The following is a 24,371-nucleotide window of genomic DNA, read 5'->3' as shown; positions in this document are numbered from 1 at the left end:
GAATGAGCCCCCTGCACCGCCCGCCGCCTGAGGCGCGCGTCTACGTCCCCGCTCCCGGCGCGGCGTCCGACGTCGAACCCATGCCGGCGGGCGATGTCACTGCCGGGGTGGTGCGGATCGGGGACACCATCCGCCGCCCGCACCAGCCGCAGAGCCTGGCCGTGGCGGGCTACCTCGACTGGCTGGAGGACCACGGCTTCGACGCTGCGCCGCGGTACCTCGGCAGGGATTCGGCGGGCCGGGACGTACTCAGTTTCGTCCCGGGCCGCTGCGCCGCCGCGGTGCCCGAGACCTGGGTGCAATCCGAGGAGCTCCTGGCTTCCGTGGCGCGCCTGGTCCGACGCCTCCATCACGCCTCCGCAGGCTATGTCCCCACGGTGCACCCGTTCCCGCCGCGCGGTGTCCCCCGCGGGCCGGAACCGGCCGGGCGGCCGGACGCTCACGCCGGAGCGGACGTCCCGCTCATCTGCCATCTGGACGTCACCCCGCAAAATGTGGTGGTGCGCGGCGGGCTCGCCGCCGGCCTGGTGGACTTCGACCTGGCCGGACCCGCCACGGCGCTCGAGGACTCCCTCAATGCCGCCATGCACTGGGTGCCGCTGCGGGATCCCGCTGACCTGTGGCCCGGCTGGGAGGGCCTTGATCCCGCCCGGCGGCTCCGGGCCTTCGCCGACGCCTACGGCTGGGACCGGGCGGAACGACGCCGTGTCCCCGCCCTGGGCATTGCCGCCGCGGAACGCAGCCACGAGCGGATGCGGCACCGGGCGGCTACCCTGGGCGGCGGGTGGGCGCGGATGTGGGACGAGGGCGTTGGCGGCCTCATCCTGCGCCGGCGCGACTGGCTTGAGGCACAGGCGCAGCGGCTCGTGGCCGCGCTGACGGACGGGTTGCCGGACTAGCTGCCGGCGATCAGCGCATCACGGGCTCGACGGCGTCGAGCAGGGCGAGTTCGGAACGCCGCGGCATCCCCTCCCAGTCCCCGGACACCAGGCACGCGTAGGCCCCGGTCCGCACGGCGGTCAGCAGCCGCGCCTCCACGGGTTGTCCGGCGAGCAGTTCGGCCAGGTAGCCGCCAACAAACGCGTCTCCCGCCCCGACGGTGTCCACGGCGCGGACGGGTACCGCGTCCTGGCGGTACTCCCGGCCGTCCACCACCGCCGCGCAGCCCCGGACGCCCAACTTGATTACCGCCTGCGCCGGGCCCAGCGCGGCGAGCCGCCGCGCCAGCTCCAGGGGATCGTCGGCGGCGCCCACCACGATCGCCGCCTCGTCGTCGCCGGCGAAGACGACGTCGGCCTGCCGGACCAGCGCCCGCAGCACCGTTGCCGCCTCCGCCGTGGACCACAGTGCGGCCCGGTAGTTCAGGTCAAGGGACACGACGGTGCCCGCCTGCTGGGCGCAGTCGACGGCGTACTGGATGGCTGCGGCGGCAGAATCGGACAGGGCCGGGGTGATACCGGTGATGTGCAGTACGCGGGCGGCGGCGATCTTCGCGGCCGGCACGTGCTCCGGGGCCAGCTGCGACCCTGCGCTGCCGGAGCGGTAGTACCAGACCCTGGCCGTCTCGTTGGTGCGCCGTTCCTTGATCATCAGCCCGGTCGGTGCCTGGACGTCCCGGTGGCATTCGACGTCCAGCCCCTCGGCCAGCAGCTCGCGCAGGACCAGGTCTCCGAGGCTGTCCGCCCCCACCCGCCCCACCCAGGTCACCGAGGTGCCGAGCCGGCGCAGCGCGATCGCCACGTTGCTTTCTGCCCCGCCGATGCCCAGCCGCAGCGACTCCGTAAACGCCAGCGGCCCCGGGGTGGCGGCCTTCATCAGCGCCATCGTCTCACCGAGCGTGACGACCTCGCTGGCCGCCGGCGGCACGGGCGCAGCTGTCCCGGCCGCGTCCGGCCCGGGCCTCACCCGGCGCTCCGGGCGGCCAGCGCGTCGGCCACGAGGCGGCTGACCCGTTCCGCCCGCCCGGTCAGCTCGCCGAGGTCGCCGCCCGTGAAGGCATCGCCAAGGAGCGGGCCGCCCAGGCTGACCGCCAGCGCCCCGGCCGCGATCCAGGCCGGGGCGTCCTCGATGGCGACCCCGCCGGACGGGATGGCCTGGAGCTCCGGGAACGGGCCCCGCAGCTGGCCAAGATAGCCGGGACCGACGGTGGAAGCGGGAAAGACCTTGACCGCGGTGGCGCCGGCCCGCCAACCCGCCAGCAGCTCGGTGGGCGTCAGTCCGCCCGGGTACACGGGGGTGCCGGCCTCGACGGCGGCGGAGACGATGGCGGTATCCATCACCGGCGTCACCAGGAAGCGGCTGCCGGCGTCGAGGGCGCGGCGGGCTTCCGCCGTCGTCGTGATGGTTCCGACGCCGATCTCCACCTGGTCACCGAAGTCCCGGATCAGCCCGGGCAGGAGTTCAAAGACACCGGCGGTGCTGAGCGTCAGTTCGATGGAACGGACCCCGCCGGCCGCCAGGGCGGCGATCACGGGGGCGTACTCCCGGGCGTGGCGGGCACGGAGCACTGCCACCACCGGATTGGCGCGAAGAATCTCACTTGGCGCGGCGCGTCCGGCCGTAAGCGTTCCGCCGCTCATGTCACGGTTCCCAGTTGCCATGGCACAAATTCTTCCTGTCCAAGATCGAGTTCCTCGCTGACTGTCTGTTCCCCCGAGGCCACGGCCAGGATCCGGGCAAAGATCCGCTCCCCCATCTCCTGCACTGTCGCCCCGCCGTCGACGATCACCCCGCAGTTCAGGTCCAGGTCCTCGGGCATCCGGTTGTAGAGCTCGGTGTTGGTGCCCAGCTTGATGCTGGGCACCGGTTTGCAGCCGAACACCGAGCCGCGGCCGGTGGTGAAGCACACCACGTTGGCCCCGCCTGCCACCAGCCCGGTCACGGACACCGGATCATAGCCGGGGGTATCCATGAACACGAGCCCCTGGGCGGTCATCGGCTCGGCATAGGCGTAGACGGCGGACAGTTCCGCCTGGCCGGCCTTGGCGACGGCTCCGAGGGACTTCTCCAGGATGGTCGTCAGCCCGCCGGCCTTGTTGCCCGGCGACGGATTGTTGTCCAGGCTGCCGCCGCCCGCGCTGGCATACTCCTGCCACCAGTCGAGTTGCCCCAGCAGCCGTTGCCCGACCTCGGGCGTGACGGCCCGCCGGGTCAGGAGGTGCTCGGCCCCGAAGACCTCCGGTGTTTCGGCCAGCGCCGACGTTCCGCCGTACGCGACCAGCAGGTCCGAGGCGACACCGAGGGCCGGATTGGCCGTGATCCCGGAGTAGCCGTCCGATCCGCCGCAGTTCAGGCCCAGGACCAGCTCGGAGACGTCCACCGGCTCGCGCTGCAGGGCGTTGATGGCCGGCAGCATGCCTTCGATCAGCGCCACCCCCGCCTTGACCGTGGAGCGGACCCCGCCGGAGTCCTGGATGGTCAGCCGCTCGATCAGCTCCGGCGCCATGGCCGGGTCCAGGAACCGATCGGTCTGCAGCATCTCGCAGCCCAGGCCCAGGACCAGCAACCCGGCGAAGTTCGGGTGGCCGGCGTAGCCGCGGAGCGTGCGGACCAGGACGTCGGCGCCGGCGCTTCCCAGGACCATGCCGCAGCCGCTGCCGTGGGTCAGGGCGAAGACGCCGTCGACGTTCGGGTAGGCATCCAGCGCGCTGCCGCGGAACTGGTCGGCAATCATCCGGGCCGTGCTCGCCGAGCAGTTGACGGAGGTCAGGATGCCCACGTAGTTGCGGGTCCCGACCTTGCCGGAAGCCCGGCGGTAGCCCTGGAACGTGGGCCGGGGACCCGCGGGCGGCGCCGGGGCGATCCTGGCCGTCCCGAACTCGTAGTCCTGCTGCACCTCGTCCATCCCCAGGTTATGGGTGTGCACGTGGTCGCCGGGGTGGATGTCGGTCAGAGCCCGGCCGATCGATTGTCCGTATTTGTGCACCGGGGAGCCGGCGGGGACGGCCCGGAGCGCGACCTTATGGCCCTGTGGGATGCCGGCGCGGATGCTGAGCTCCGCGCCGGCGCCGGCACCGTCCGGGCCGCCGTCCGGGCCGCTGTCCGCGGCCCCGGTGAGCGTGCTGCCGGAGGCCAGATCGCGGGTCGCGACACCGACGTCGTCGCCGGCGGCCAGCAGCAGGATGGCGCCCTCGAACGGGGCCCCGGCTGAATCGTGCGTCATCAAGGGATCCTTCCGGTCCTAGCTCCGGGCAGCGTACGACTGCAAGGGCAGGTTGTAGGCCAGGTCGACGGCGGTTTCCGTGGCTTCCGCGAGGCCGAGCCGGCCCTCAGCGACGAGCCGGGCCAGGTAGCCGGCGTCGATCCGCCGGGACAGGTCGTGCCGGGCCGGGATGGAGGCCAGCGCGCGGGTGTCGTCGACGAAGCCGCTGGTGTTGTAGAACCCGGCCGTTTCGACGGCGGACTCACGGAACCTGCGCATCTGCTCGGGGCTGTCCAGGAACCACCAGGGCGCGCCGAGCTTCATGGCGGGATAGCAGCCGGCGAGCGGTGCGAGTTCGCGGGAATAGACCGTCTCATCGGTCGTAAAGGCGATAAAGCGGAAGTCCTTGTTCATGCCGAAACTGTCCAGCAGCGGCCGCAGTGACCGGGTGAACTCCACGCTGACCGGAATGTCGAAACCCTTGTCCGGCCCGTAGGAGTCGTAAATGCCCTGGCAATGGTTGCGGAGCACCCCGGGGTGAAGCTGCATCACCAGGCCGTCCTCGACGGACATCCGGGCCATCTCGTACAGCATGTTTCCCGCGAAGGCCTGGGCTTCCGCAGCGGTGACCTCGCCACGCAGGGCGGCGGCAAAAATGCGCTGCGCTTCCGACGCCGGCAGCGGGGTCGTGTCCGCCAGCAGGTGCCCGTGGTCCGTCGCGCGGGCGCCCGCGGCAACGAAGGCGTCCCGCCGTTGCCGCAGCGCGGCCAGGTAGCTGCCGTAGTCAGCTGCCTCCACCCCGGAGATTTCGGAGAGCACCCGGATTTCGTCCTGCCACCGGCCGTGGTCCACGTGCAGCAGCGAATCCGGGCGGAAGGTCGGAACGATCCGGCCGGGACCGAGCGTGTCGCTGAGCTTACGGTGCGCGGACAGGTCGGACAGGGCCGAATCCGTCGTGGCGAGGATTTCAACGTTGAAGCGCTCCAGAATTGACCGCGGACGGAAAGCCTCGGTCTGCAGCAACCCGGCAAGCCGGTCGAAAAGCTCGTCAGCGTTGTCGGCGGAGGGCTGCACCGGGGTCTCAAAGACCACCGCGAGTTCGTGTTCCAGCCAGTACCGGGTGGGGGTGCCGCGGAACAGCTTCCAGTTCTCGCAGAACCGGCGCCAGATCCGGCGGGCGTCCTGCTCCACCGGGGCGGTGCCGTGCCGGCCCGCCACGCCCAGTTCAGCCGGCGTGTAGCCCTGGGAGACCAGCATCCGGACTAGGTAGTGGTCCGGGACCACCAGGAGTTCCGCCGGGTTCCCGAAGAACTCGTTGTCCACGAAGACCTCGGCCTCGACGTGGCCGTGCATGGACACGATCGGCAGATCTGCGACGGCGCCGTAGAGCTCCCTGGCGATACTCCGGGTTGCCGGATCTGCGGGAAGGGCCCGGTCCGGGTCGAGTGCCCACGCCGTGGAGTTAGTCATGAATTTGCCTCTCCTTTGAAACAAAATGCAACATAATTCAGCCGTTGAACTATGTCCAATATGCCTCCGGGTGCGGAATAAAGCAACGGGAAATCCAATATCTTCCCGGGATTATCCGGGGCAGCCACGGAGCAGAAAGGAAATCTTTTGGTTACCTGTTGACAGATCAATGAAATCGGTTGCAGGATGTGACGGACCGCACAAACTGCGAACTGACGACGACGTTAGGGATAGCTGACATGAAAGGATCCATCACGGTCCGGGACGTGGCGAAAGCCCTGGGCGTCTCGCCGTCGACCGTGTCGCGCGCACTGTCCGCCTCGGATCTGGTTGCCCCGCGCACCCGCCAGCAGGTCGTCGAGAAGGCCCGTGAGCTGGGGTATGCCCCGAACAACTCCGCCCGCGGACTGTCCACCGGCCGGAAGGGAACGCTGGGACTCGTTGTCCCGGACCTGGAAAACCCGTATTTTGCCTCGGTGACCAAGGGCGTGCAGGCCAGGGCCCTGGCCGCCGGGTACTCGGTCTTCGTCGCCGACTCCGACGAGGACAGCCACGTGGAGCGGGAACTGGTGAACAAGCTTAAGCCGCAGGTGGACGGTCTCATCCTGTGCTCCTCCCGGATGTCAGACGCGGACCTGTCCGCGCTGATCGGCGGGATCCCCGTCCTGCTGGTCAACCGCCGGCTGGAGGGCCTCCGGGACATCACGATCAATGACCAGGAAATTATCCGGCAGGCCCTTGAGCACCTGCACGCCCTGGGCCACCGCAAGGTCGGCTATGCCGGCGGCCCCGTGGGGTCCTGGTCTGACCAGCAGCGGCGGCTCGGTGTCGAGCAGGCGCTGCCGGGGCTGCCCGGGCTGGAGGTCACCTCGCTGGGGTCATTCGCGCCGGTTTTCGGCGGCGGCCAGCCCGTCGCCGATCTTGCCGTCGCCGCGGGCCTCACCGCGGTGGTGGCCTATAACGACCTGATGGCTCTGGGCATCGTTGCGCGGCTCCACGCCCGCGGCATCAACGTCCCGGACGAGCTGAGCGTGGTCGGCATCGATGACATCAACGCCGCGACCCTCGTCTCCCCCGCACTGACCACGGTGCGGGCCCCTTTGCGCCGGGTCGGCAGTTCCGCCGTCGACCGGCTGATCGAAAGCCTGGACCCCCGCGGCGTGCCGCGGCCGGCCGAACCCCTTCCGATCGAAATTGTTGTCCGACAGTCCACCTCCGTAGTTCCTTCCCTTATCCGCGAGTCTCCGTCCGGCGACGTTGCCGGCCGCAATGAAAGGAAATTCCATGCGAGCATCTAGAAGAGTCCAGTGGGCTGCAACCCTCGGCGCCGCCGGACTGCTGGTCACCGCGTGTGGCGCTCCCGGCAGCGACAACGCATCCTCCGCGACACTCTCCGCGGGCAGCGTTCCGGACAAGCCCTCCAAGGCAGTCACGCTGAACATCCTCGACGTCGCAGGCAACAAGCAGCTGACCGGCGCCATCTTCGACCAGTTTACGAAGGACCACCCGGACATCATTTCGTCCGTCACCTGGGAAACCGCCGGCGCCCCCGACATGGCGGGCAAGGTCAAGGCCCAGCAGCAGGCCGGGAACCTGAAGATCGACCTCGTCCTGACCGGCACCGACGGCCTTGCCGCAGGCATCAGCGAGGGCCTGTTCGCCCCGGTGGCCAAGGACTACAAGGACCGGCTCGGCAATATGGCCAACTACCAGGAACCGGCCGCGGCAATGCAGAAGCTGGCCGAGGACCAGGCCGTTGCCGTGACCTACTACCCGTCGGGGCCGCTGCTCGAATACAACCCGGACAAGGTCCCGAACCCGCCGAAGACTGCCGAGGAGCTGCTGGCCTGGGCCAAGGACCACCCGGGCCGCTTCGGCTACGCCCGGCCGGCCAACTCCGGCCCGGGCCGTACCTTCCTGATGGGCCTGCCGTACATCCTGGGCGACTCGGACCCCAAGGACCCGGTCAAAGGCTGGAGCAAGACCTGGGATTACCTCAAGCAGCTGAACCAGACCATCACGTCCTACCCGACCGGTACCGGCGTGACCATGAACAACCTGAAGAACGGCACCTGGGACATGGCCATGACCACCACGGGCTGGGATATCAACCCCCGCGCCCTGGGCCAGGTACCGGAAAACTTCAAGACCACGGCGCTGAAGGGCTTTACCTGGGTCACGGACGCGCAGTACGCGGCGGTCCCCAAGGGTGTCTCGTCGGACAAGATGGCGGCCATCCTGCAGGTGCTGCAGTACGCGCTGACCCCGGAGCAGCAGGCCAAGACGTTTGACACCGGCTACTTCTACCCCGGCCCGGCCGTCAAGGACGTCAGCGTTGACCTGGCCCCGCAGGCCAGCAAGGACGTGATCGCGAAGTTCGGCCGGCCCGAATACGACGCCCTGATCAAGGACAACCCCAAGGCAACCCCGATTGACGCGGCCGCCCTGGTGAAGGCATTCGACACCTGGGATACGCAGGTGGCAACCGGAAAGGTCGAGCAGAAGAAATGAGCATCCACGCCACGAGTTTTGAGACCCTCGAGCTCGAAAATGTGGCTCGCTCGTTCGGCGGCCAGAACGCGCTGCGGGACCTCAACCTCTCGATCCGCAGCGGTGAGTTCATTGCGCTGCTCGGCCCCTCGGGCTGCGGGAAGTCGACGGCCCTGAACTGCCTTGCCGGGCTGCTGCCGCTGACCGGCGGACGCATCCTGATGGACGGGAAGCAGATCGACCGCCTCCCGCCCGAGAAGCGGGGCTTTGGCATGGTCTTCCAGAACTATGCGCTTTTCCCGCATCTCAGCGTGGCAAAGAACATCGCCTTCGGCCTGGAAATGCGGAACGTGCCAAAGGCGGAAATCAAGAAGCGGGTGGCCGAGGCGATCGAGCTCGTCCAGCTCGGCCCGCACGCGTCCAAACTCCCGGGCCAGATGTCCGGCGGCCAGCAGCAGCGCGTGGCGATCGCCCGCGCCGTCGTGCTGCGGCCGCCGCTGGTCCTGATGGATGAGCCGCTGTCCAACCTGGACGCCAAACTGCGGCTGGAAATGCGCACCGAGATCCGCCGGCTGCACCAGTCCCTGGGGCTCACCACCCTGTACGTCACGCACGACCAGGAGGAGGCCCTGTCCCTGGCGGACCGGCTCGTGGTGCTTCGTCTCGGCGAGGTGCAGCAGGTCGGCACGCCCCAGGAGCTGCACGAACATCCCGTCAACTGGCACGTTGCGGACTTCATGGGGTACCGCAACCTGCTGGAGGGGGTGGTGGAACGGGTGCAGGGCGGGGCCGTGACGGTGTCCGTGCTCGGCACCACCCTTACCGGTTCCACGAAGGAGCAGCTGCGCGCCGGCGACGCCGTGAAGGTCGGCCTGCGCCCGGAGGACTTCGACATCGCACCGGCGGGAACCGCCCCGGCCGGCCTGGCCAGCATTGATGCGACGGTCGAAGTCGTCGAGTACCAGGGCCGCGAATTCGCTGTCGAAGCCCGGTCCGACGCCGGGAAGCCGCTGCACGTGCGCACGGCCCGGCACGTCGAACCCGGCCAGCGGGTCACGCTCACGGCGTCGCAGGACCGGGTGCTGGTCTTCCCGGCCGAGCTGGCGTCGGCCCCGGACCCGGCACCCCAGCTAGAGGGGGTGGCGTCGTGACAGTGACCGGGCAGCGGCCGCCCCGGGCGGAACAGCGGCCCGGGAGCCGGCCGGCCCTGTCACACCGGCTGGCCGAGCGCGGCATCGACAAACTCCTGCTCCTGCTGCTCCCCGCGTTTCTGTTCGCCCTGGTGCTGTTCGTCTACCCGTTCGTCTACGGTCTGGGCCTGTCCTTCCAGCCCAAGACCGGCGGCCCGTTCGGCGCCTACGTGAAGTTCTTCACGGACCCGTCGGTCCGGGGCCTGGACTCCATCTGGGTGACGCTGCAGCTGGCCCTGCCGGCGGCGCTGCTGAATGTGCTGGTCTCGGTTCCGCTCGCCTACAAGATGCGCGGGAAGTTCCGCGGCAAACGGGCTCTGACCACCGTCCTGGTCATCCCGATCACGCTCGGCACCGTCCTCACGGCCGAGGGCCTGCTGAACTTTTTCGGCCAGCGCGGCTGGCTGAACCGGTTCCTGGGGGTCCTCGGCTTCGAGCCGCTGCAGCTGGTCCAGAACTACTGGGGTGTGCTGTGGTCGCTGATCATCTCGGGTTTTCCGTTCGCGTTCCTGCTGATCCTGTCCTACCTCTCCGGCATCGACCCGTCGCTTGAATCGGCCGCCCGTACCCTGGGCGCGGACTGGAAGCAGCGCTTCCGCCGGATCACCCTTCCGCTGCTCGCGCCGGGACTGGCCATCACGTTCTGCCTGACCTTCGTCCTGGCCTTCAGCGTCTTCCCGTCCGCCATCCTCGTGGGCGACCCGTCCGGCTCCACCCGGGTCATCGCCTACGTGGCCTACAACGCCTGGGGCCAGCAGTTCGACTACCCGCTCGCCTCCGCCGCCGCAATCGTCATGGGCGTCGTGGAACTGATCGTCATCGTCCTGGTGCTGATCTGGCGCTCCCGCATGTATAAAGGATCCACCGGAGGTAAGGGCTGATGAGTCTGGCACTGAAACCAAAGTCCGGCGCGGCACCGCAGCGCAGCAAACGCGCCCTCGCCGCGTCTCCGGGCACCTTCCTGATCTGGGGCAGCATGGCGGTGTTCCTGCTGCTGCTCCTCGGCGTCGTCTCCTCCGTGGTGGTCAACTCCTTCGCCAAGGAATGGTTCGACACCTGGCTGCCTTCCGGCTACACCCCCAACTGGTACGCCACCGCGTGGAAGGAATACGACCTCGGCCAGGTCGTCGGCACCACCCTGACGGTCGCCGTCGCCGTCGTCGGCATCTCCGTCCTGATCGGGGCGCCGGCCTCCTACGTGCTGGCCCGGCGCAACTTCCCGGGCAAGAGCATCCTGATGCTCGTCTTCCTGCTGCCCATCATGATGCCGCCGATCACCTACGGCATCCCGCTCGCGACCCTGCTGACCTATTACCACCTGGCGCCAGGCCTGACCGGCGTCATCCTGGCCAACCTGGTCCCCTCGATTCCGTTCGTCATCCTGACCATGACCCCGTTCATCGAACAAATCAATCCATCGATCGAATCAGCCGCGCGGATGTGCGGGGCCAACATGCTGCGGCTCTTCACCAAGATCCTGGCGCCGCTGCTGATCCCCGGAATCCTGGCCGCCGCGGTCCTGGTCCTGGTCCGCACCGTCGGCATGTTCGAGCTGACCTTCCTGACCTCGGATTCAACCTCGAACACCCTGGTGGTGGCCTTGTTCACGGCCATGACCGGCGCCGGCATCCGCGCCCAGCAGTCCGTGGACGCCATGGCCGTGGTCTACATGCTCATGATGATGGTGCTGCTCGTGGTGGCCCTCCGGTACGTCAACCCGACCCAGCTCGTGTCCCAGGTCCGCGAAGAAACCGACTGACGCCGGGCGCCGCCCACCGTACGACCAACTGAAAGGCCACCATGTCCGCCACCACCATCACCGACCGCCTGTCCCGGGCCACCGTGGCCGCGGCGGCGGGGCGCCAGGGTGTCACCGGCCCCGCCGTCGACCCTGGCGCCCTGAGCACCGGGATGGTCCACTTCGGCGTCGGTGCGTTCCACCGCGCCCACCAGGCGGTCTACACCGAGGATGCGGCCGCGGCCGCGGGCGATACCCGTTGGGGGATCCTCGGCGTCACGGGCAGGTCCGCGCGGGTGGCGGAACAGCTCGGACCACAGGACGGCCTCTATTCGGTGCTGACCAAGGCCCGGGACGCCACGTCGCTGCGGGTCGTCGGCTCGCTCCGCGGCGCCGCGTTCCCCGGCACCGATTCCGAGGAAGTGCTCCGGACGCTGGCCGCCGGCTCAGTGCATCTTGCCTCCCTGACCATCACCGAAAAGGGATACCCGCGAACCGTTGAGGGCGCCCTGGACCTCAGCCACGCCGGGGTCGCTGCCGACGTCGACGCGCTCAAGGCCGAGCTGGCCGGCAGGTCCTTCGCCGGACCGGCCCACACTCCGCTGGGGTTGCTGGTGCGCGGACTGGCCCGGCGCTGGGCGGACTCCGGGGCGCCGTTCGCGGTGGTGTGCTGCGACAACCTGGCCTCGAACGGCGGCGTCACCCGCGGGCTTGTCCTTGGCCTGGCGGAAGCGGCCGGGGTGGACCGGATGCTGGACTGGCTCCACACCGCTGTCACCTTCCCCTCGACCATGGTGGACCGGATCGTCCCGGCGGCGACAGACGCGAACCGCCGGGAGGCGGAACGGATCCTGGGCCTCCGGGATGAAGGGCTTGTGGTGGCCGAGCCGTTCGGCCAGTGGGTCATTGAAGACAACTTCCCCGGTCCCCGGCCGGCCTGGGAGCGCGCGGGCGCTGTCCTGACCGCCGACGTCGGCCCCTACGAAGTCGCCAAACTGCGGATGCTCAACGCGACCCACTCGCTGCTGGCGTACCTTGGAGCGCTCCGCGGATACCGGACCATCGCCGAGGCGGTGACCTCGGACGGCCTGGCCGAGGAGGCCCGCCGGCTGCAGCGCGAGGACGTGATCCCCACCCTGGCGGCCCCACCGGGCCTGGACCTGGCGGACTACGGCGAGTCGATCCTGGACCGGTTCGCCAACCCGAACCTCGGCCACACCACGGTCCAGGTCGCCATGGACGGGTCCCAGAAGCTGCCGGTCAGGATCCTCGGGACGGTTGCTGACCGGCTGGCCGCAGGGGAAGTCCCTTCTTCCGCCGCCCTGCTGGTTGCAGCCTGGATGGTGTTCGTTTACCGCGGCCGCGACGTCGGCGGCCGTCCGCTGGTTTTGGACGATCCGCTGGCCGACGCCCTGCGGGAAGCCGCGGCCGGCCCCGAGGGCGGGCTCGCCGGGCGGCTGCTGGCCGTCCGGGAAATTTTTCCCGCGGAGACCGCAGACCACCCGGGTTTCCGGGCCGCTGTTGACGACGCGGTCCGGCGGCTGCTCTCGGAGGTCCCGTAGGGGCGGAGGTCCCGTAGGGCCGGAGGTCCCGTAGGGCCGGAGGTCCCGTAAGGCCGACGGCTACGCGGCCGGCAGCCGGTCAGCCCGGTGCCGGGCATCGTTCGGGCGCACGGTGATGGTGGATCCGTTGGCCACGGTTCTCCTGGGTTCTCAGCCGCGCGGACGCAGTTGCACGTTCGGCAGGACGGGCGCGGGCAGCGGGTCCGGCGTGTTGTCCGGATAATGGCCAAACCGGGGGTACGGGGTCCCGTCCGGATAAGCTCCGCCTTCGGGTGGCGAACCCGCCTCGGCACCGATCTCCGCCTGCCAGGCGTCCCGGTAGGCAGCCACCTCCGCGTGCGTCCGCCCGATGAAGTTCCACCACATGACGATCTGCTCGCCGAGCGGCTCGCCGCCGATAACCAGCACCCGGACAGGGTTCTCGCCGGCTTCCAGCACCAGGGCTGACCGTCCCGTGGGCAGGTACACCAGATGGTCCACCGGCACCCGGTCGCCGTCGAGCATCAGGTCGCCGGTGTCCAGCAGGATGCCGTGCTCGAAGGCGGGGTCGAGTGCCAGCTCCAGCCGGGCACCCGGGCGCAGAATCGCCTCGGCCCCCAGCAGGGCGGGCGTATAGGTGTTCACCGGGGACGTGGAGCCCGCCAGTGAGCCAAGGAAGACACGCAGTTCCGTGCCTTCCCCGCGGACCGGCTCCGGAGTGTAATGCTCGAAGGCCGGGGGCATGTGCCTGGTGGCATCCGGGAGGGCGAACCAGAGCTGGGCTCCGTGCAGGATCCTGGTGTCCGGCGTCGAGAACTCCTGATGCGAGATGCCCCGGCCCGCGATCATCAAATTAACCTCGCCCGGGCGCACGACGGCGGCGTGCCCGGCCGAGTCAAGGTGGTCGATCCTGCCGGAGAACAGCCAACTGACAGTTGCCAGGCCGGTGTGGGGGTGGCGGGGCACATTCATACCGCCGGAATCGGATACCAGGTCGGGTCCGTAGTGATCCAGGAAGCACCAGGCTCCGATGAGGCTGCGCCGCTTCTGCGGCAGCGTCCGCCGAACATCCATGGCCCGGATTCCGCCGAGGGGCACTTTCCGCGGCTCCAGGACCTCCGCGGCTCCGAAGACTTTCTCGCCGGCGCAGACGACTTCTTCGGGGGCAGTTTCGAGGTTGCTCATGGAGCCAGTGTAGATCCGGGCCGCCAGGGCTAGCGGGAGATGAAATCCGCCTTCGAGAAGGCGACGCCGAGGGTGAGGACCACCAGCACGGTGATCGCCAGCGCGGTGTAGCCCAGGACCAGGCCCGCCATGGCCGCACCCCTGCCGGCGGACGCCCGGTTCAACGCCAGGTGGCCGAGGACGACGGCGGCCAGTTGCGGGAGCAGGAAGAATCCGAAGCCGATGAGGGACGCGATGCCGCAGCACAGGCTCGCGATGCTGAGCGCCCCGGGAGCGGCGGCCGCGCCGTGGCTGCCGCGTGCCCGGCGAAGCGGCGGCCGCGCCGTTTGCGGCGGCGTCCGCGGCATTGGCGGGACGACGCCGGAGGCACGGTGTTCGTTGTACCCGTACCTGGTCTGCTCGGACATGGATCCCCTTCGACGTCGCTGCGCCCAGCCTACCGCCGTGCCACGTCACAGCCGCCGGATTCGGGCCAAAGCATGTTGCCGGCCCCGCCCGTCTGGCATGCTGGTGCCATGGCTAGCCGCGCGGGCAAAGTTGCCCAACCCCAAGACCTTGTCGACCTTACTGCGCTCCTGGACGCGTACTACGATGTTTCACCGGACCTGGGTGATCCGGGCCAGCGGGTGGTGTTCGGGACCTCCGGCCACCGGGGTTCCAGCCTGAAGGCATCCTTCAACGAACCGCACATCCTTGCCATCACGCAGGCGATCGTGGAGTACCGCGCCGGGCAGGGCATCACGGGTCCGCTGTACCTCGCCAAGGACACGCACGCGCTGAGCGAACCGGCACAGAATTCCGCCCTCGAGGTCCTGGCCGCCAATGGCGTCAACGTACTGATCGACGCCCGGCACGGCTACACGCCCACGCCGGCCCTCAGCCATGCCATCCTCACCCACAACAACAACTCCCCCGCCGGCGCAGCGCAGGCGGACGGGATCGTGGTGACCCCGAGCCATAATCCGCCCGGTGACGGCGGCTTCAAGTACAACCCCCCGCACGGCGGCCCGGCAGACACCGATGCCACGGGCTGGATCGCCAATCGTGCCAACGAACTCCTCGAGAACGGGCTGCGCGGCGTCAAACGGATGCCGATCGCGGACGCGATGTCCGCCGGCACCACCGGAAAGTTCGACTTCCTGTCCAGCTACGTCGATGACCTGCCCTCGGTACTGGATCTGAATGCGATCCGGGATGCCGGGGTCCGCATCGGAGCCGACCCGATGGGCGGGGCGTCCGTCGACTACTGGGGCGAGATCGCTGAGCGCCACCACCTCGACCTCACCGTGGTGAACCCGACGGTGGACCCGCAATGGGCCTTCATGACCCTGGACTGGGACGAAAAGATCCGAATGGACTGCTCCTCGCCGTCGGCCATGGCCTCGCTGATCAACCGGATGGCCACCGCCGCGGACGGGTCCGCAGCCTTCGACATCGCCACCGGCAACGACGCCGACGCCGACCGGCACGGCATCGTCACCCCAGACGGCGGCCTGATGAACCCGAACCACTACCTCGCCGTGGCGATCGACTATCTGTACCGGAACCGGTCCGGCTGGAACCCGCAGTCAGTGATCGGCAAGACCCTGGTGTCCTCCTCGATCATTGACCGGGTGGCCGAGAGCCTCGGCCGGAAGCTCGTGGAAGTACCCGTCGGCTTCAAGTGGTTCGTTCCGGGCTTGCTCTCCGGTGAGGGCGCCTTCGGCGGTGAGGAATCTGCCGGTGCTTCCTTTAACAAGATGGACGGCAGCGTCTGGACCACGGACAAGGACGGCATCCTGCTGGCACTCCTGGCCTCGGAGATCACCGCGGTGACCGGCAAGTCGCCGTCGCAGCTGTACAAGGGGCTCACCGACCAGTTTGGCGACCCGGTTTACGCCCGGATCGACGCCGCAGCCACGCGGGAGCAGAAGGCCGCCCTGGGCAAGCTGTCGCCGTCGGATGTCACGGCAACGGAGCTTGCCGGTGAGACCATCACCGCCAAGCTGACCGAGGCGCCCGGCAACGGTGCGGCGATCGGCGGCCTCAAGGTAGTCACCGAGAACGCCTGGTTCGCGGCCCGGCCTTCCGGCACCGAGGACGTCTACAAAATCTATGCCGAGTCCTTCAAGGGCGCGGACCACCTGAAGCAGGTCCAGGCCGAAGCCAAGGCCCTGGTGGACGGGGTTATTTCCTAGTCGCAGTCCCGCGCCTCGGCGGGCCGATCCTCGACGCTTAGGCGGTCTGGTCTTCGCGGAGGCCGGCTGCCAGCACCGCCCGGTCCCTGCCAAGTTTCTTGGCACGGTAAAGGGCGGCGTCGGCCGAGGCGATCAGGGCAGTCAGGTCGACCCGGCCGGGGCCGGTCGACGCGATCCCGTAGCTCACGGTGGGAAGCTTCGCCTCCACGTGCGGCTGTGACTCGTGCAGCCGGCGGCTGATGGTGGCGGCCATCTCGCCGGCTCGTTCCGGGCTGACGCCGGGAAGGAGTAGGACGAACTCCTCGCCGCCGTAGCGCCCCACCAGGTCGGTCGACCGGACCGACGCGGCGCACGCGGCGGCGAATGCCTGCAGCGCGGCGTCCCCGGCCGCGTGCCCGTATTTGTCATTGACGGCCTTGAAGTGGTCCAGGTCCGCCAGGACTAGGCAGGCAGTGGTCCGTGCGCCACTCAGCCGGCGCAGTTCGTTCTCGGCCAGATCAAGAAACGCGGCGCGGTTCAGCAGCCCGGTGAGCCCGTCGAGCGTGGCCCGGTCGCGCAGGTCCCGGGTCAGTTGTTCGTTGCTCACTTCGGCCATGGTGAAGGACGCGAGCACCAGGATCACGGCCGTGAGCAGCGTGGTCACCACCGAGCCGAAGTAGGTGGTGAAGACCGGCCCATCCGGACCGCCGAGGAGAAAGACGGTAAGCCGGCCGAGGTAGTAGATAGCCAACAGCGCCGACCCGTAGGCGAGGGGCCGGTGCACCCGGGAGTAATCAACGTCAAGCCTGAAGAGTTCACGCGAGGAGAGCCCGAGCATCAACCCCATCATGCCCAGCAGGACCGCGCCGCCGGCCCAGCTGTTGGTCGCCGGGTGGTCCAAGACGGAGACCACGCCGGTCACCACCGGCCCTGCCAGCAGGGACCAAAGGGTGGGGACCTTCCGCCGGAGCGATCGAGCGCCGGCCCACATCGCTCCGGCGCCGCCAACCAGCAAGGTGTTCCCCAACGGATTCGCCCAGCCTTGGTGCGGGGTACCGTCCAGCAGATAGGACGCGGATCCGATGAGAAAGAGCAGCAGGGCGGAGCACCACCAACCGCTGTAGGACGAGCGGGTCCTCCGGTAGGTGATGAAGTAGAACAGACACAGCAGGGTCAAGGTGACCACGGCCAGGGCCACACGCAGGGTCGAGGTGTCGAGCGTCATCGTGTGGCTCCCCCAGCAAGCACCCAGTTACCCCGGTTCCGTCGGCGTCGGAATCTCAATTGGAACCCAAGTATGGCACCTTGGCAAGGAATCAAGAGGCCGGCTCGGCCGGTGCCTGCCAGAGCCGCAGCACGCGGCGGGTGGCATGGCCGCCGTCGGGCGCCATGTCCACCAGTGCGATCCGGTCCAGCAGCAGGTGCTCGCCCTCGCGGGGCCCCCTCGCTCCGCGGTGCGAGACGTGCGGCCGGTAGCCGGCCAAGGTGTAAGCCGGCGTGGCAACCCGGGCCGGGAGTGCCGTCACCGCGCCAACCAAGGATTCGTGGAGGCGTTGAAGCGCGGGGTCGGGACGGATCAGGCTTACCGGGATGCTGCCGCCGCGGCCGAAGCCGGCCTCGCTACCCACGGTGACCGTGGCCCCCAGGACCGCATGGACGGGCACCTCGATGAGTTGCGCCACCCGGGCCACCAGGGCGTCGCCGTTGTCGGACGCCGGGGGGTCGACGACGTCGAACTTCACCAAGGTGATGTGCAGCGGCCAGCCGTCGCGGGGGAACTCCGTTCCCTCCGCGACGGGCTCCAGGAAGGCGACCACGATCAGGTTCCGCATGGATCCACTCTGCCACCGGGGGCGGGAAGGGACGTCCTCAGATGGTGGTGACGACGTCCTCGTAGGCGAACTTCGGCTTGGGGTCGCCCCAGGCGTCCGCCGCGGCCTGACCGATGTTGACCACCAGGAAGCTCTTCCGGCTGCCGTCGGGGAAAAACGCGGAATCGATCTTCGCAAAGTCCGCACCCGTCATGGGGCCGGCCGAAAGGCCCAGCGAGCGGACGGCGAGGATGAAGTACCCGGCCTGGAGGTGGGCGTTGTCGTTTCCGGTCGACGCGGTGAGGTCCGGGGCAGCGTCGTACATGGCCTTCGGCCGGTTGAACCCGGGCAGGAACTCGTCCCACTGCTCGTGCCAGGCAGTGTCGACGCTGAGGACTGCGACCAGCGGTGCGGAGGCGGTTTTAGCCTGGTTTCCCTTCGACATGGCATCGACCAGCGTCGCGCGCGCCTCGGCCGAACGCACGTAGGTGACGCGCAGCGGCTGCGAGTTGAACGCGGTCGGGCCAAACTTTGTCAGCTCATAGATGGCACGGGCCTGCTCGTCCGTGACCTCGCCGGTGAAGGCGTTCGCGGTTCGCGCCTCGGCAAAGATGGCATCCACCGCTGCGGCGTCGATTACTGCTTCTTCGTGGGCGATCGTCATTCGCGTACCTCTCGCTAGCTTGCCCGGCTGGTACTCGGCGGCTGGCCGGGCTGCGTATCGAGCAGCCGGTCCGGTTGCTTTCTCGGCCGGGCGATAATCCTGTCCCACAGTTCAACGGCCACAGCGGACGGGAGCTTCCCGCCGGGAGCAGTGACATCTGCCACAGACGCGGGAGGCGTGGCCTGCGGTGTGGCCAGCGGGTGGCGTCGGCAGCGGCCCGGGCGTGAGGCATCCGCCGAGGGTTCCAGCAGTGGCTCCGGGGCCCGCGGTCGGGACAGTATCGGCGGGCAGTGGAGCGCAGTCAGGAAGAGACGCGCACAGCGGCGGCGGAACACGAGAAGGCCATGGGCCTGCTCGCCGCCGCCCGCGCCGAAGAACTCCGCGCCCAGGCCGCGACACTGGCCCCGGAAATGGAACGCCACCAGGTGCCCGTGGAGTATCTGGCCAACCCCGAACTTGCCCAGGCATTGCAGACCGCGCACACTGCGAAGACGCCTGCAGCAGTGGCGGCCGCGGATGCCACCGTGCAGGAACGCCTGTTCCTCATTGGCAAAGACGGCATCAACGGTCCCGACATCGACCAGCTGCGCAAAGAAACCACCTCGAACGTCAACGGCGCCGCAGATTCACACTTCGAGGATCCCGCGTTCGTCCAGGCAGCCAAGGACATGCACGAAGCCAAACTCCTGGCAGAGGGAGGCTTCACAGGGTCCGAACGGGCGCCCGTGGAGCAGCGGTACGAGCAAGCCGAAAAAGAACTCTTCGCCCGCATGGAAAGCGTCGGCCGCGAGATCGAGAACCGCGTCACCGGCAACCACAGCAACCGGCTCAAAGACCAGGGGCTCAAAATGGAAAGCACGTCCGCTACCGGCTACGGCTCGGCCGAGAGCCACGAGGCTTTCGCCGCGTCACTGGCAGGAACCGGAGCTAACGAAACCCAGGTCCGTGGGCGCGCCGCCGCGGAACGCAGCGAGGGCACACACCCCCGCGCAGCCGTCGCCATGGGCAAGGCAGCGGCGAAGGCAAGGAAGACCCGCACAGGGGCAGCCGCGGGCGCCGAACGCGCCAAGAGCGGACCTGCCCGATAGCGCAACAAGGGGGCACCGGCCGGTGCCCCCTTTGTCTCAATCGGCCCTCAGCCGAAAATTTTTTGAACCCACGCAGGCCGGGCAACAGTGGGCGTAGCTCCGTCGGCTAGCGCCGCAGCACGTGCGGCTTCGGAGTCAGCCCTCCTCTGCTCTTCTTCGAGCTTTGTCTGAAGAGAGTGCGTGTCCTCAAAAGCTTCCGTCCATGCCGCCAGGCAAGCTTCCTTATGCGTATGGTTCCTGATACTGAAAAGAAGGATCACGCCAGCAACTGCGACGAAAGCGATAATCCCGTTGAGGTAAGCACCGTAGACGTAGGGCTGTTCGGCTTTTGTAGCTGCCAGGCTGAGCCCGATCACTGCGGCAGCCACCGTAACGAGCGCGGCGACTACTGGCAGTGTCTTAAGGTTTACTTCTTTTTCCAACATCCGGAGTCGTGCCAGAACAACTATCCGTCCCTTGGGATCTTCGATTGCCGCAAATGCATTTAGGTCATCCTCGGTCGGAGGGAATTTCAGCGCTTGATATTCGAGTGTTGCTTTGTCCAGACGATCGCCGTCGATCCAAGGCTTCTTGATGTCGAGCGGGGGCTTGGATTGGGGGTTGGGGAGAGCGTAGGACTGCGAAGAGGTTTGAGCCTCGACGGTCGAGGGTGGTTTTTGGTTCACTACTCGGATGTCTTTCTTCAGGTGGATTGTTGTTCAGGCGCTCTGAGAGCGGGCGTCCCGAAACCATCCAACGGGTGCTTTCTTGGGTTCGAGGTAGTCCGGTTCGCGGTGTTCCTTCATGTCGCAGTTGAATAGAGTTCCTTGGGGGGTCCAGGAGGACTCGCAAGTGGTGGTCTTCGTGGTCCCCCGCCACCGGACGCTCATGCCGGTGGCGGGGGCGAGGCGCAGGTGCTCCCAGGACCGCCACATCGTAGCCGCCCGTTAGACAGCTTCCGGGTGAAAGTACCACTGGATGCACCACTTCGCGGACTTTCCCGTGACGCTGCGGAGATTGGGGGGCAGCAGCTGTTCGTGGAGGAACTCTTCGGCGGTACCGCAGGCGAGCTCCGGTGCCCTTCCCTTGGTCTCGGGATGAAGAAGAGAGCTTAAACGGTCTCCCATTGCAGCCCAAGGATGCCGAAGGCGGTGCTGATTTCCAGGCTGTCGTGGTGCAGTGACTCTTCAACCCTCACATCGTGTACTTTCGGCGTGACAGGTGGATCGCCCGGACGCTCGAAAATGGCCCAGAGCTGGAGATCATCACCGTGACGGGAGGCAAAAGTGACGCCATCGACGTCTGTCATCTCGTAGAGCCACGCGGCGACGGCCTGGGTCAGGCGCCGGGGCCGGGCGTCCTTCAGCGCCGCAGCGTCACAGTCAGCCAGACCCAGGCTTAGGGCCAGACCGATGAAGTGCGGGTACAGGGCCGCGACACTGCCCGAGGCGGTCACCGCGCAGTACCGCCCGGACAGCTCGGCGGACGCCGCCGTCCGCACTTCGAGCCACCCCTGGGGACCTGCCCCGGGGCGATCGTGGGGTGCAGGACCTTATCCTCGTCGTCCTCGAGGATCTCGTCCAGCTCCAGGCTCAGCCGTGCATCCCTGCGGAAATGCGCCAGAACCTCAAGCAGGCATGCCAGCAACGAAGAGCCGGCGTAGATGGTGCGGAAGTTGCCGTGCAGGTCATCCCACCGGCCCGGGAACCGTCCGTCGGTGGCCCATTCCCAGCCGCTCCAGGCCCATGGTTCCGGGCGGAATCCGACGCGCCAGACCCTGCCGGCGGCCGCGGCCGCGGTCAGTTCTGCAGAAGCCACCCGGTCAGCCTGCGGCCGCGAACGCGCGCGCGGCGGCCAGCACCTGCGGGCCGGCATCGTCCAGCTGGCCTTCCCGGAGCAGCCGCGCCGGCGGGACATCATCCAGCTGCGGATTCATGCCCTGGAACCAGGCCTGCACCACGGCCCGGGAATCCCGCTCCGCAAGCAGGGCCGCCACATGGTAGGCGGTCCGCAACCGGTGCATCACGTCAGCGGACGGTTTCCGCTCCCCGTCGGCCCACTGCCGGACGGCCCGGGTTTCCTTCACGGATCCGATGTAGGCGACCAGTTTCGCCCCCAGCAGGTCCCGCAGATCCCGGACCAGCACATCGTCGGGCAGCCGGATGGAATTCTGGTGCGCCTTCAGGCCGCCGCGGGCCCCTGTCACTGCAGTCATGCTTCATCGTCCCACGAAAACCCGCCTGAGATCAATCCCCCGATCACACCCCGCATCCCACCCAATAAAGCCGATATCCGTGATTACGTAAAGCTGCGGTCAAGACGGCAACGCGGAGACGATGTGCTTCTGCTCTTTTGCTCCCCTTGTTGCCCCTCCGGCAGAGTAGAACCCGGTACGCACGACCTGGACGACCTCCGGAACACCTGTTCCGGAGGCTCTTGCCGTACGGGGCCCTGGAACGGAAGCTGCTGATGCCGACCGGCATTATTCGGCGGCATGTGCCCTGAGAGCCCAGATCAGCGGGCTCGGTTGCTCAGGCCCGCCTTCGGTGGCGGAGCAGTGCGAGCTCAACGAGGCCCACAACGATCAACAGGGCGGCCATTTCCAGGGCGAATATGGCTGGCGTGACTACGTCTCTGCTCAGGCCTTCGCCAAGCGGGTTGGACGTTGGCGCGGTAGGCGGTGCGGTCAAAAGGTCGGGGGCGTAGAACGGGGCGATCCCCATCGCGACCAGTCCAACCAGGAGGAGGGTGAGGGTGATCCTATGCAGCCACCGGGTGAAGAGCCGCAGCCGGATGTGCAGGGCCAAAACCAGTACGGCGTCGTTCGGGGCATGCCCCGAACTGACGAGATCAGCCCGGCGCAAACAAAATGAGAGGCCACGTCTGCACGAGGCCTCTCATCCTGTCGATTTTTAGTTATTCGAAGGCGCCAGGGACCCCCCAGTAGACCTGCATGCTCTTAGCCATAAACTCGGGGTATGCCATGACGTTATCCCAGGGGACGTAGACGCCTGCGCCACTGGTTCCGCAGCCGAGGCCGTACCAATTCTTCCAGAGGCCAAAGGACCCACCGTTATATCCGGTGTACCACCCCGTTCCCTGGGTGCACACCGTACCACTGGCGATCGGGTCGACGTCCCAGTAGTAGTACTTGGATGTCGGGTGGTTATGGACGGCCCTCCGCTGGATTGAATTGCTCCAGCCTCCCCCAATTGGAGCCCAGAACGACGTGGTGTAAGAACTCATTGGCTGGACATCTGTCGACGTAGCGGGGCCGGCGACCGCTTCGAAAACGCGGGATTCTTCACCCTTGGCTACTTTTCCACCCTTGAGGCCTTTTTCTTTCGCGACTGCAGGCGTAATTATAAGAGCACCCTTTGCGTTGTCCGGAAGGGCGTAAAACGTGGCATCGCCGGCGGCTTCGTCGGCGCCATCGACAACGAAAATTCCCGTGTCCTTGTACTTTTCGGACAGTTGTCTTGCGGCGTCAGAGATCGAGCTATTCGCCTCCGGAGCGGCGGTGGCATTGGCAGCGACCCCGAGAGTCGAGGCGCACATGAGACCTGATACTGCGCATGCAAGCACAGCACGTTTGAAAAACTTCAATCTTCCCCCCAAAAGATAATGCTTCGATTAAATTTTCATCATTGAAAACTAAAACTTAGGCTACCGACAGGTGTGATGTAACGCAACCCTGAGTGGGAAGTAAACGCCGCGGCCTTGGGAACGCTAATTAAAAGCAACCTGCGCAGCGACGAAAATTGACCATAGACCTATTGCATAGCCAACCGCCAAAGCCATAGCCGCCAAGCGTCGGCCTCGTTCACCCTTCCTCGCAATTTGATTCACCGCAACGTGGCCGGCGCCGACCGCAAAAATTGCGAGACCGGGGATGCTGACTAAGAACATGCTGACCGCCGCTAAAACTGCCAGGATGGCAGCCGCGATGGCAAAGCCGTTATACGTGCGGGAACTTGTGGTCACTGTCATCTCTACTCCATTTCGTGTGGAATCGAGTCGAGTCTATCCCCGTGGGTAGCCGATGTGAGGTTTCCCCTGCTCTACCGATTTTGAACTGTTGCGGTAACCGAGAACAGCCTGGCGTAGTTCAGGCAAATACTCATGCGTTCGTCTGCCGGAATCACAGCTCCGTCCACAGCTAGCTGACTTCCCTCGGTTGCAGAAGATCCGTCCGGAAGGACAACAGACTCATCTCTGAATTTGGTCCCGGGGGGAAAGACGAGGGTCCTCGCATCCCCATCCGCAGCAAGCAACGTGAGACAACCGGCGCCGTCGGACTTCAACTCACCGACTAGGCGCGTCCGGTATTCCTGACCTCCGGGCGTTCCGGAGTAGACCACCGCCTTTTTACCCCCTGCGCTGAGCACAACTTCGGGTGATGGCGCCGGAGTCGCTGCAGTGGCGGACTCGGACATCGAACTGGGCGCTGACGTAGGCATCTTGGCGCACGATGCCATGCTCAGCATCACCAAAGCAGTCACAGCTAGTTTCGCAGAGTCCCTCATAGCACCCCCATTCTCCTCAATCCAGACTAGGCGGTAAGCCGGAAAACTTCGACTGCGAGGTGGGTCACCATGTCGAATTTACCCGCAACTTATGACTTTCGATCGTTCTCATGGTGAGCTCGCAGGCAGAAGGTGGCGGTCACCGACTCAAACTTCGGCCCAGGCAATCAGCGGCGATTTGGTGACATACGCGTATGACTGGCCTTTAAAAAATTGTTGGTTAGCCTACCCCCGGCAAGTCTGGGGCAGCGCCAAGCAATCTTGGGGGTTTTGTCTCTTTCATGCCTATTCGGATCATCGACGATAGGAATGATATGAAAATGAAGAAGGTACTGCTTTACGGATCCGGGACCGTACAACAGTCCCTACTACAACCATTGCGGTAGTAACAA

General features: G+C 67.2%; 26 protein-coding genes. 9 read left to right on the top strand and 17 right to left on the bottom strand.

The window, feature by feature from the left end:
• The first annotated feature begins 2 nt into the window (after positions 1-2).
• Complete coding sequence (locus AC3ANP_RS05840; protein ID WP_488332393.1) at positions 3-899, top strand: phosphotransferase; 897 nt, start codon at positions 3-5, stop codon at positions 897-899.
• A 10-nt stretch (positions 900-909) separates the two neighbouring features.
• Here the strand turns inward: AC3ANP_RS05840 and AC3ANP_RS05835 are convergent, their stop codons facing one another.
• From AC3ANP_RS05835 to uxaC, 4 genes are read right to left on the bottom strand one after another with little or no spacing between them, the layout of a single operon-like run.
• Positions 910-1,905: a sugar kinase gene (locus AC3ANP_RS05835; RefSeq protein WP_488332392.1), complete on the bottom strand. Its 996-nt coding sequence runs from the start codon at positions 1,903-1,905 to the stop codon at positions 910-912.
• Positions 1,902-2,600: a bifunctional 4-hydroxy-2-oxoglutarate aldolase/2-dehydro-3-deoxy-phosphogluconate aldolase gene (locus AC3ANP_RS05830; protein ID WP_488332391.1), complete on the bottom strand. Its 699-nt coding sequence runs from the start codon at positions 2,598-2,600 to the stop codon at positions 1,902-1,904. Before AC3ANP_RS05830 ends, AC3ANP_RS05835 begins: the two co-directional genes overlap by 4 nt.
• Positions 2,576-4,162, bottom strand: coding sequence for a UxaA family hydrolase (locus tag AC3ANP_RS05825; protein ID WP_488332390.1), 1,587 nt, complete (start codon positions 4,160-4,162; stop codon positions 2,576-2,578). The genes AC3ANP_RS05830 and AC3ANP_RS05825 overlap by 25 nt, the downstream gene beginning before the upstream one ends.
• An 18-nt stretch (positions 4,163-4,180) precedes the next feature.
• The gene (gene uxaC / locus AC3ANP_RS05820; protein ID WP_488332389.1) at positions 4,181-5,611 is read right to left on the bottom strand and encodes a glucuronate isomerase; all 1,431 of its coding nucleotides are present in this window, start codon (positions 5,609-5,611) and stop codon (positions 4,181-4,183) included.
• Between the two features lie 239 nt (positions 5,612-5,850).
• Between uxaC and AC3ANP_RS05815 the strand changes: the two genes are divergently transcribed.
• The 6 genes from AC3ANP_RS05815 to AC3ANP_RS05790 are packed head-to-tail and all read left to right on the top strand — an operon-like array spanning position 5,851 to position 12,591.
• Complete coding sequence (locus AC3ANP_RS05815) at positions 5,851-6,909, top strand: LacI family DNA-binding transcriptional regulator (RefSeq protein ID WP_488332388.1); 1,059 nt, start codon at positions 5,851-5,853, stop codon at positions 6,907-6,909.
• A complete protein-coding gene (locus AC3ANP_RS05810) occupies positions 6,896-8,122 on the top strand; it encodes an extracellular solute-binding protein (RefSeq protein WP_488332387.1) in 1,227 nt (408 codons plus the stop codon). The genes AC3ANP_RS05815 and AC3ANP_RS05810 overlap by 14 nt, the downstream gene beginning before the upstream one ends.
• Positions 8,119-9,252: an ABC transporter ATP-binding protein gene (locus AC3ANP_RS05805; RefSeq protein ID WP_488332386.1), complete on the top strand. Its 1,134-nt coding sequence runs from the start codon at positions 8,119-8,121 to the stop codon at positions 9,250-9,252. The genes AC3ANP_RS05810 and AC3ANP_RS05805 overlap by 4 nt, the downstream gene beginning before the upstream one ends.
• The gene (locus AC3ANP_RS05800) at positions 9,249-10,172 is read left to right on the top strand and encodes an ABC transporter permease (RefSeq protein ID WP_488332385.1); all 924 of its coding nucleotides are present in this window, start codon (positions 9,249-9,251) and stop codon (positions 10,170-10,172) included. The genes AC3ANP_RS05805 and AC3ANP_RS05800 overlap by 4 nt, the downstream gene beginning before the upstream one ends.
• Entirely contained in the window at positions 10,172-11,050 is an 879-nt protein-coding gene (locus tag AC3ANP_RS05795; protein WP_488332384.1) for an ABC transporter permease, read from the top strand. The genes AC3ANP_RS05800 and AC3ANP_RS05795 overlap by 1 nt, the downstream gene beginning before the upstream one ends.
• Positions 11,051-11,091: 41 nt before the next feature.
• Positions 11,092-12,591: a mannitol dehydrogenase family protein gene (locus AC3ANP_RS05790; RefSeq protein WP_488332383.1), complete on the top strand. Its 1,500-nt coding sequence runs from the start codon at positions 11,092-11,094 to the stop codon at positions 12,589-12,591.
• A 150-nt stretch (positions 12,592-12,741) separates the two neighbouring features.
• Here the strand turns inward: AC3ANP_RS05790 and AC3ANP_RS05785 are convergent, their stop codons facing one another.
• Entirely contained in the window at positions 12,742-13,755 is a 1,014-nt protein-coding gene (locus tag AC3ANP_RS05785) for a pirin family protein (RefSeq protein ID WP_488332382.1), read from the bottom strand.
• Between the two features lie 29 nt (positions 13,756-13,784).
• Entirely contained in the window at positions 13,785-14,162 is a 378-nt protein-coding gene (locus AC3ANP_RS05780) for a DUF4190 domain-containing protein (RefSeq protein WP_488332381.1), read from the bottom strand.
• A gap of 108 nt (positions 14,163-14,270) precedes the next feature.
• Here AC3ANP_RS05780 and pgm point away from each other — a divergent pair, with 108 nt between their 5' ends.
• Positions 14,271-15,932 carry a phosphoglucomutase (alpha-D-glucose-1,6-bisphosphate-dependent) gene (gene pgm, locus AC3ANP_RS05775; protein ID WP_488332380.1) on the top strand — a complete coding sequence of 554 codons (1,662 nt, stop codon included), beginning with the start codon at positions 14,271-14,273 and terminating at the stop codon, positions 15,930-15,932.
• A 37-nt stretch (positions 15,933-15,969) separates the two neighbouring features.
• On the opposite strand, the gene AC3ANP_RS05770 is transcribed toward pgm, so the two are convergent.
• The 3 genes from AC3ANP_RS05770 to AC3ANP_RS05760 form a co-directional block, all read right to left on the bottom strand.
• A complete protein-coding gene (locus AC3ANP_RS05770) occupies positions 15,970-17,136 on the bottom strand; it encodes a GGDEF domain-containing protein (protein ID WP_488332379.1) in 1,167 nt (388 codons plus the stop codon).
• A 91-nt stretch (positions 17,137-17,227) separates the two neighbouring features.
• Positions 17,228-17,743, bottom strand: coding sequence for a 2'-5' RNA ligase family protein (locus AC3ANP_RS05765; protein WP_488332378.1), 516 nt, complete (start codon positions 17,741-17,743; stop codon positions 17,228-17,230).
• Between the two features lie 37 nt (positions 17,744-17,780).
• Positions 17,781-18,386, bottom strand: coding sequence for a malonic semialdehyde reductase (locus tag AC3ANP_RS05760; RefSeq protein WP_488332377.1), 606 nt, complete (start codon positions 18,384-18,386; stop codon positions 17,781-17,783).
• Positions 18,387-18,676: 290 nt separating this feature from the next.
• On the opposite strand from AC3ANP_RS05760, the gene AC3ANP_RS05755 reads away from it, so the two are divergent.
• Positions 18,677-19,474 (top strand): hypothetical protein, encoded by a 798-nt coding sequence (locus tag AC3ANP_RS05755; RefSeq protein ID WP_488332376.1) that lies wholly within the window; start codon positions 18,677-18,679, stop codon positions 19,472-19,474.
• 47 nt (positions 19,475-19,521) lie between these two features.
• On the opposite strand, the gene AC3ANP_RS05750 is transcribed toward AC3ANP_RS05755, so the two are convergent.
• From AC3ANP_RS05750 to AC3ANP_RS05715, 8 genes are all read right to left on the bottom strand, one after another.
• Positions 19,522-20,139 (bottom strand): hypothetical protein, encoded by a 618-nt coding sequence (locus AC3ANP_RS05750; protein ID WP_488332375.1) that lies wholly within the window; start codon positions 20,137-20,139, stop codon positions 19,522-19,524.
• Positions 20,140-20,172: 33 nt separating this feature from the next.
• Positions 20,173-20,343 carry a hypothetical protein gene (locus tag AC3ANP_RS05745; RefSeq protein WP_488332980.1) on the bottom strand — a complete coding sequence of 57 codons (171 nt, stop codon included), beginning with the start codon at positions 20,341-20,343 and terminating at the stop codon, positions 20,173-20,175.
• 221 nt (positions 20,344-20,564) lie between these two features.
• The gene (locus AC3ANP_RS05740) at positions 20,565-20,909 is read right to left on the bottom strand and encodes a hypothetical protein (RefSeq protein WP_488332374.1); all 345 of its coding nucleotides are present in this window, start codon (positions 20,907-20,909) and stop codon (positions 20,565-20,567) included.
• The gene (locus AC3ANP_RS05735; RefSeq protein ID WP_488332373.1) at positions 20,906-21,271 is read right to left on the bottom strand and encodes an RES domain-containing protein; all 366 of its coding nucleotides are present in this window, start codon (positions 21,269-21,271) and stop codon (positions 20,906-20,908) included. The genes AC3ANP_RS05740 and AC3ANP_RS05735 overlap by 4 nt, the downstream gene beginning before the upstream one ends.
• Positions 21,272-21,275: 4 nt before the next feature.
• Positions 21,276-21,668 carry a hypothetical protein gene (locus AC3ANP_RS05730; RefSeq protein WP_069952912.1) on the bottom strand — a complete coding sequence of 131 codons (393 nt, stop codon included), beginning with the start codon at positions 21,666-21,668 and terminating at the stop codon, positions 21,276-21,278.
• 316 nt (positions 21,669-21,984) lie between these two features.
• Positions 21,985-22,317 (bottom strand): hypothetical protein, encoded by a 333-nt coding sequence (locus tag AC3ANP_RS05725; RefSeq protein WP_488332372.1) that lies wholly within the window; start codon positions 22,315-22,317, stop codon positions 21,985-21,987.
• 52 nt (positions 22,318-22,369) lie between these two features.
• Entirely contained in the window at positions 22,370-23,059 is a 690-nt protein-coding gene (locus AC3ANP_RS05720; RefSeq protein WP_488332371.1) for a hypothetical protein, read from the bottom strand.
• A 123-nt stretch (positions 23,060-23,182) separates the two neighbouring features.
• Complete coding sequence (locus AC3ANP_RS05715) at positions 23,183-23,443, bottom strand: hypothetical protein (protein WP_488332370.1); 261 nt, start codon at positions 23,441-23,443, stop codon at positions 23,183-23,185.
• Positions 23,444-24,371: the final 928 nt, after the last annotated feature.

The organism is Arthrobacter sp. JB02-1C, assembly GCF_057748045.1.
Note: the sequence above shows the minus strand (reverse complement) of the source record. Positions and strands in the feature narration are given on the sequence as shown.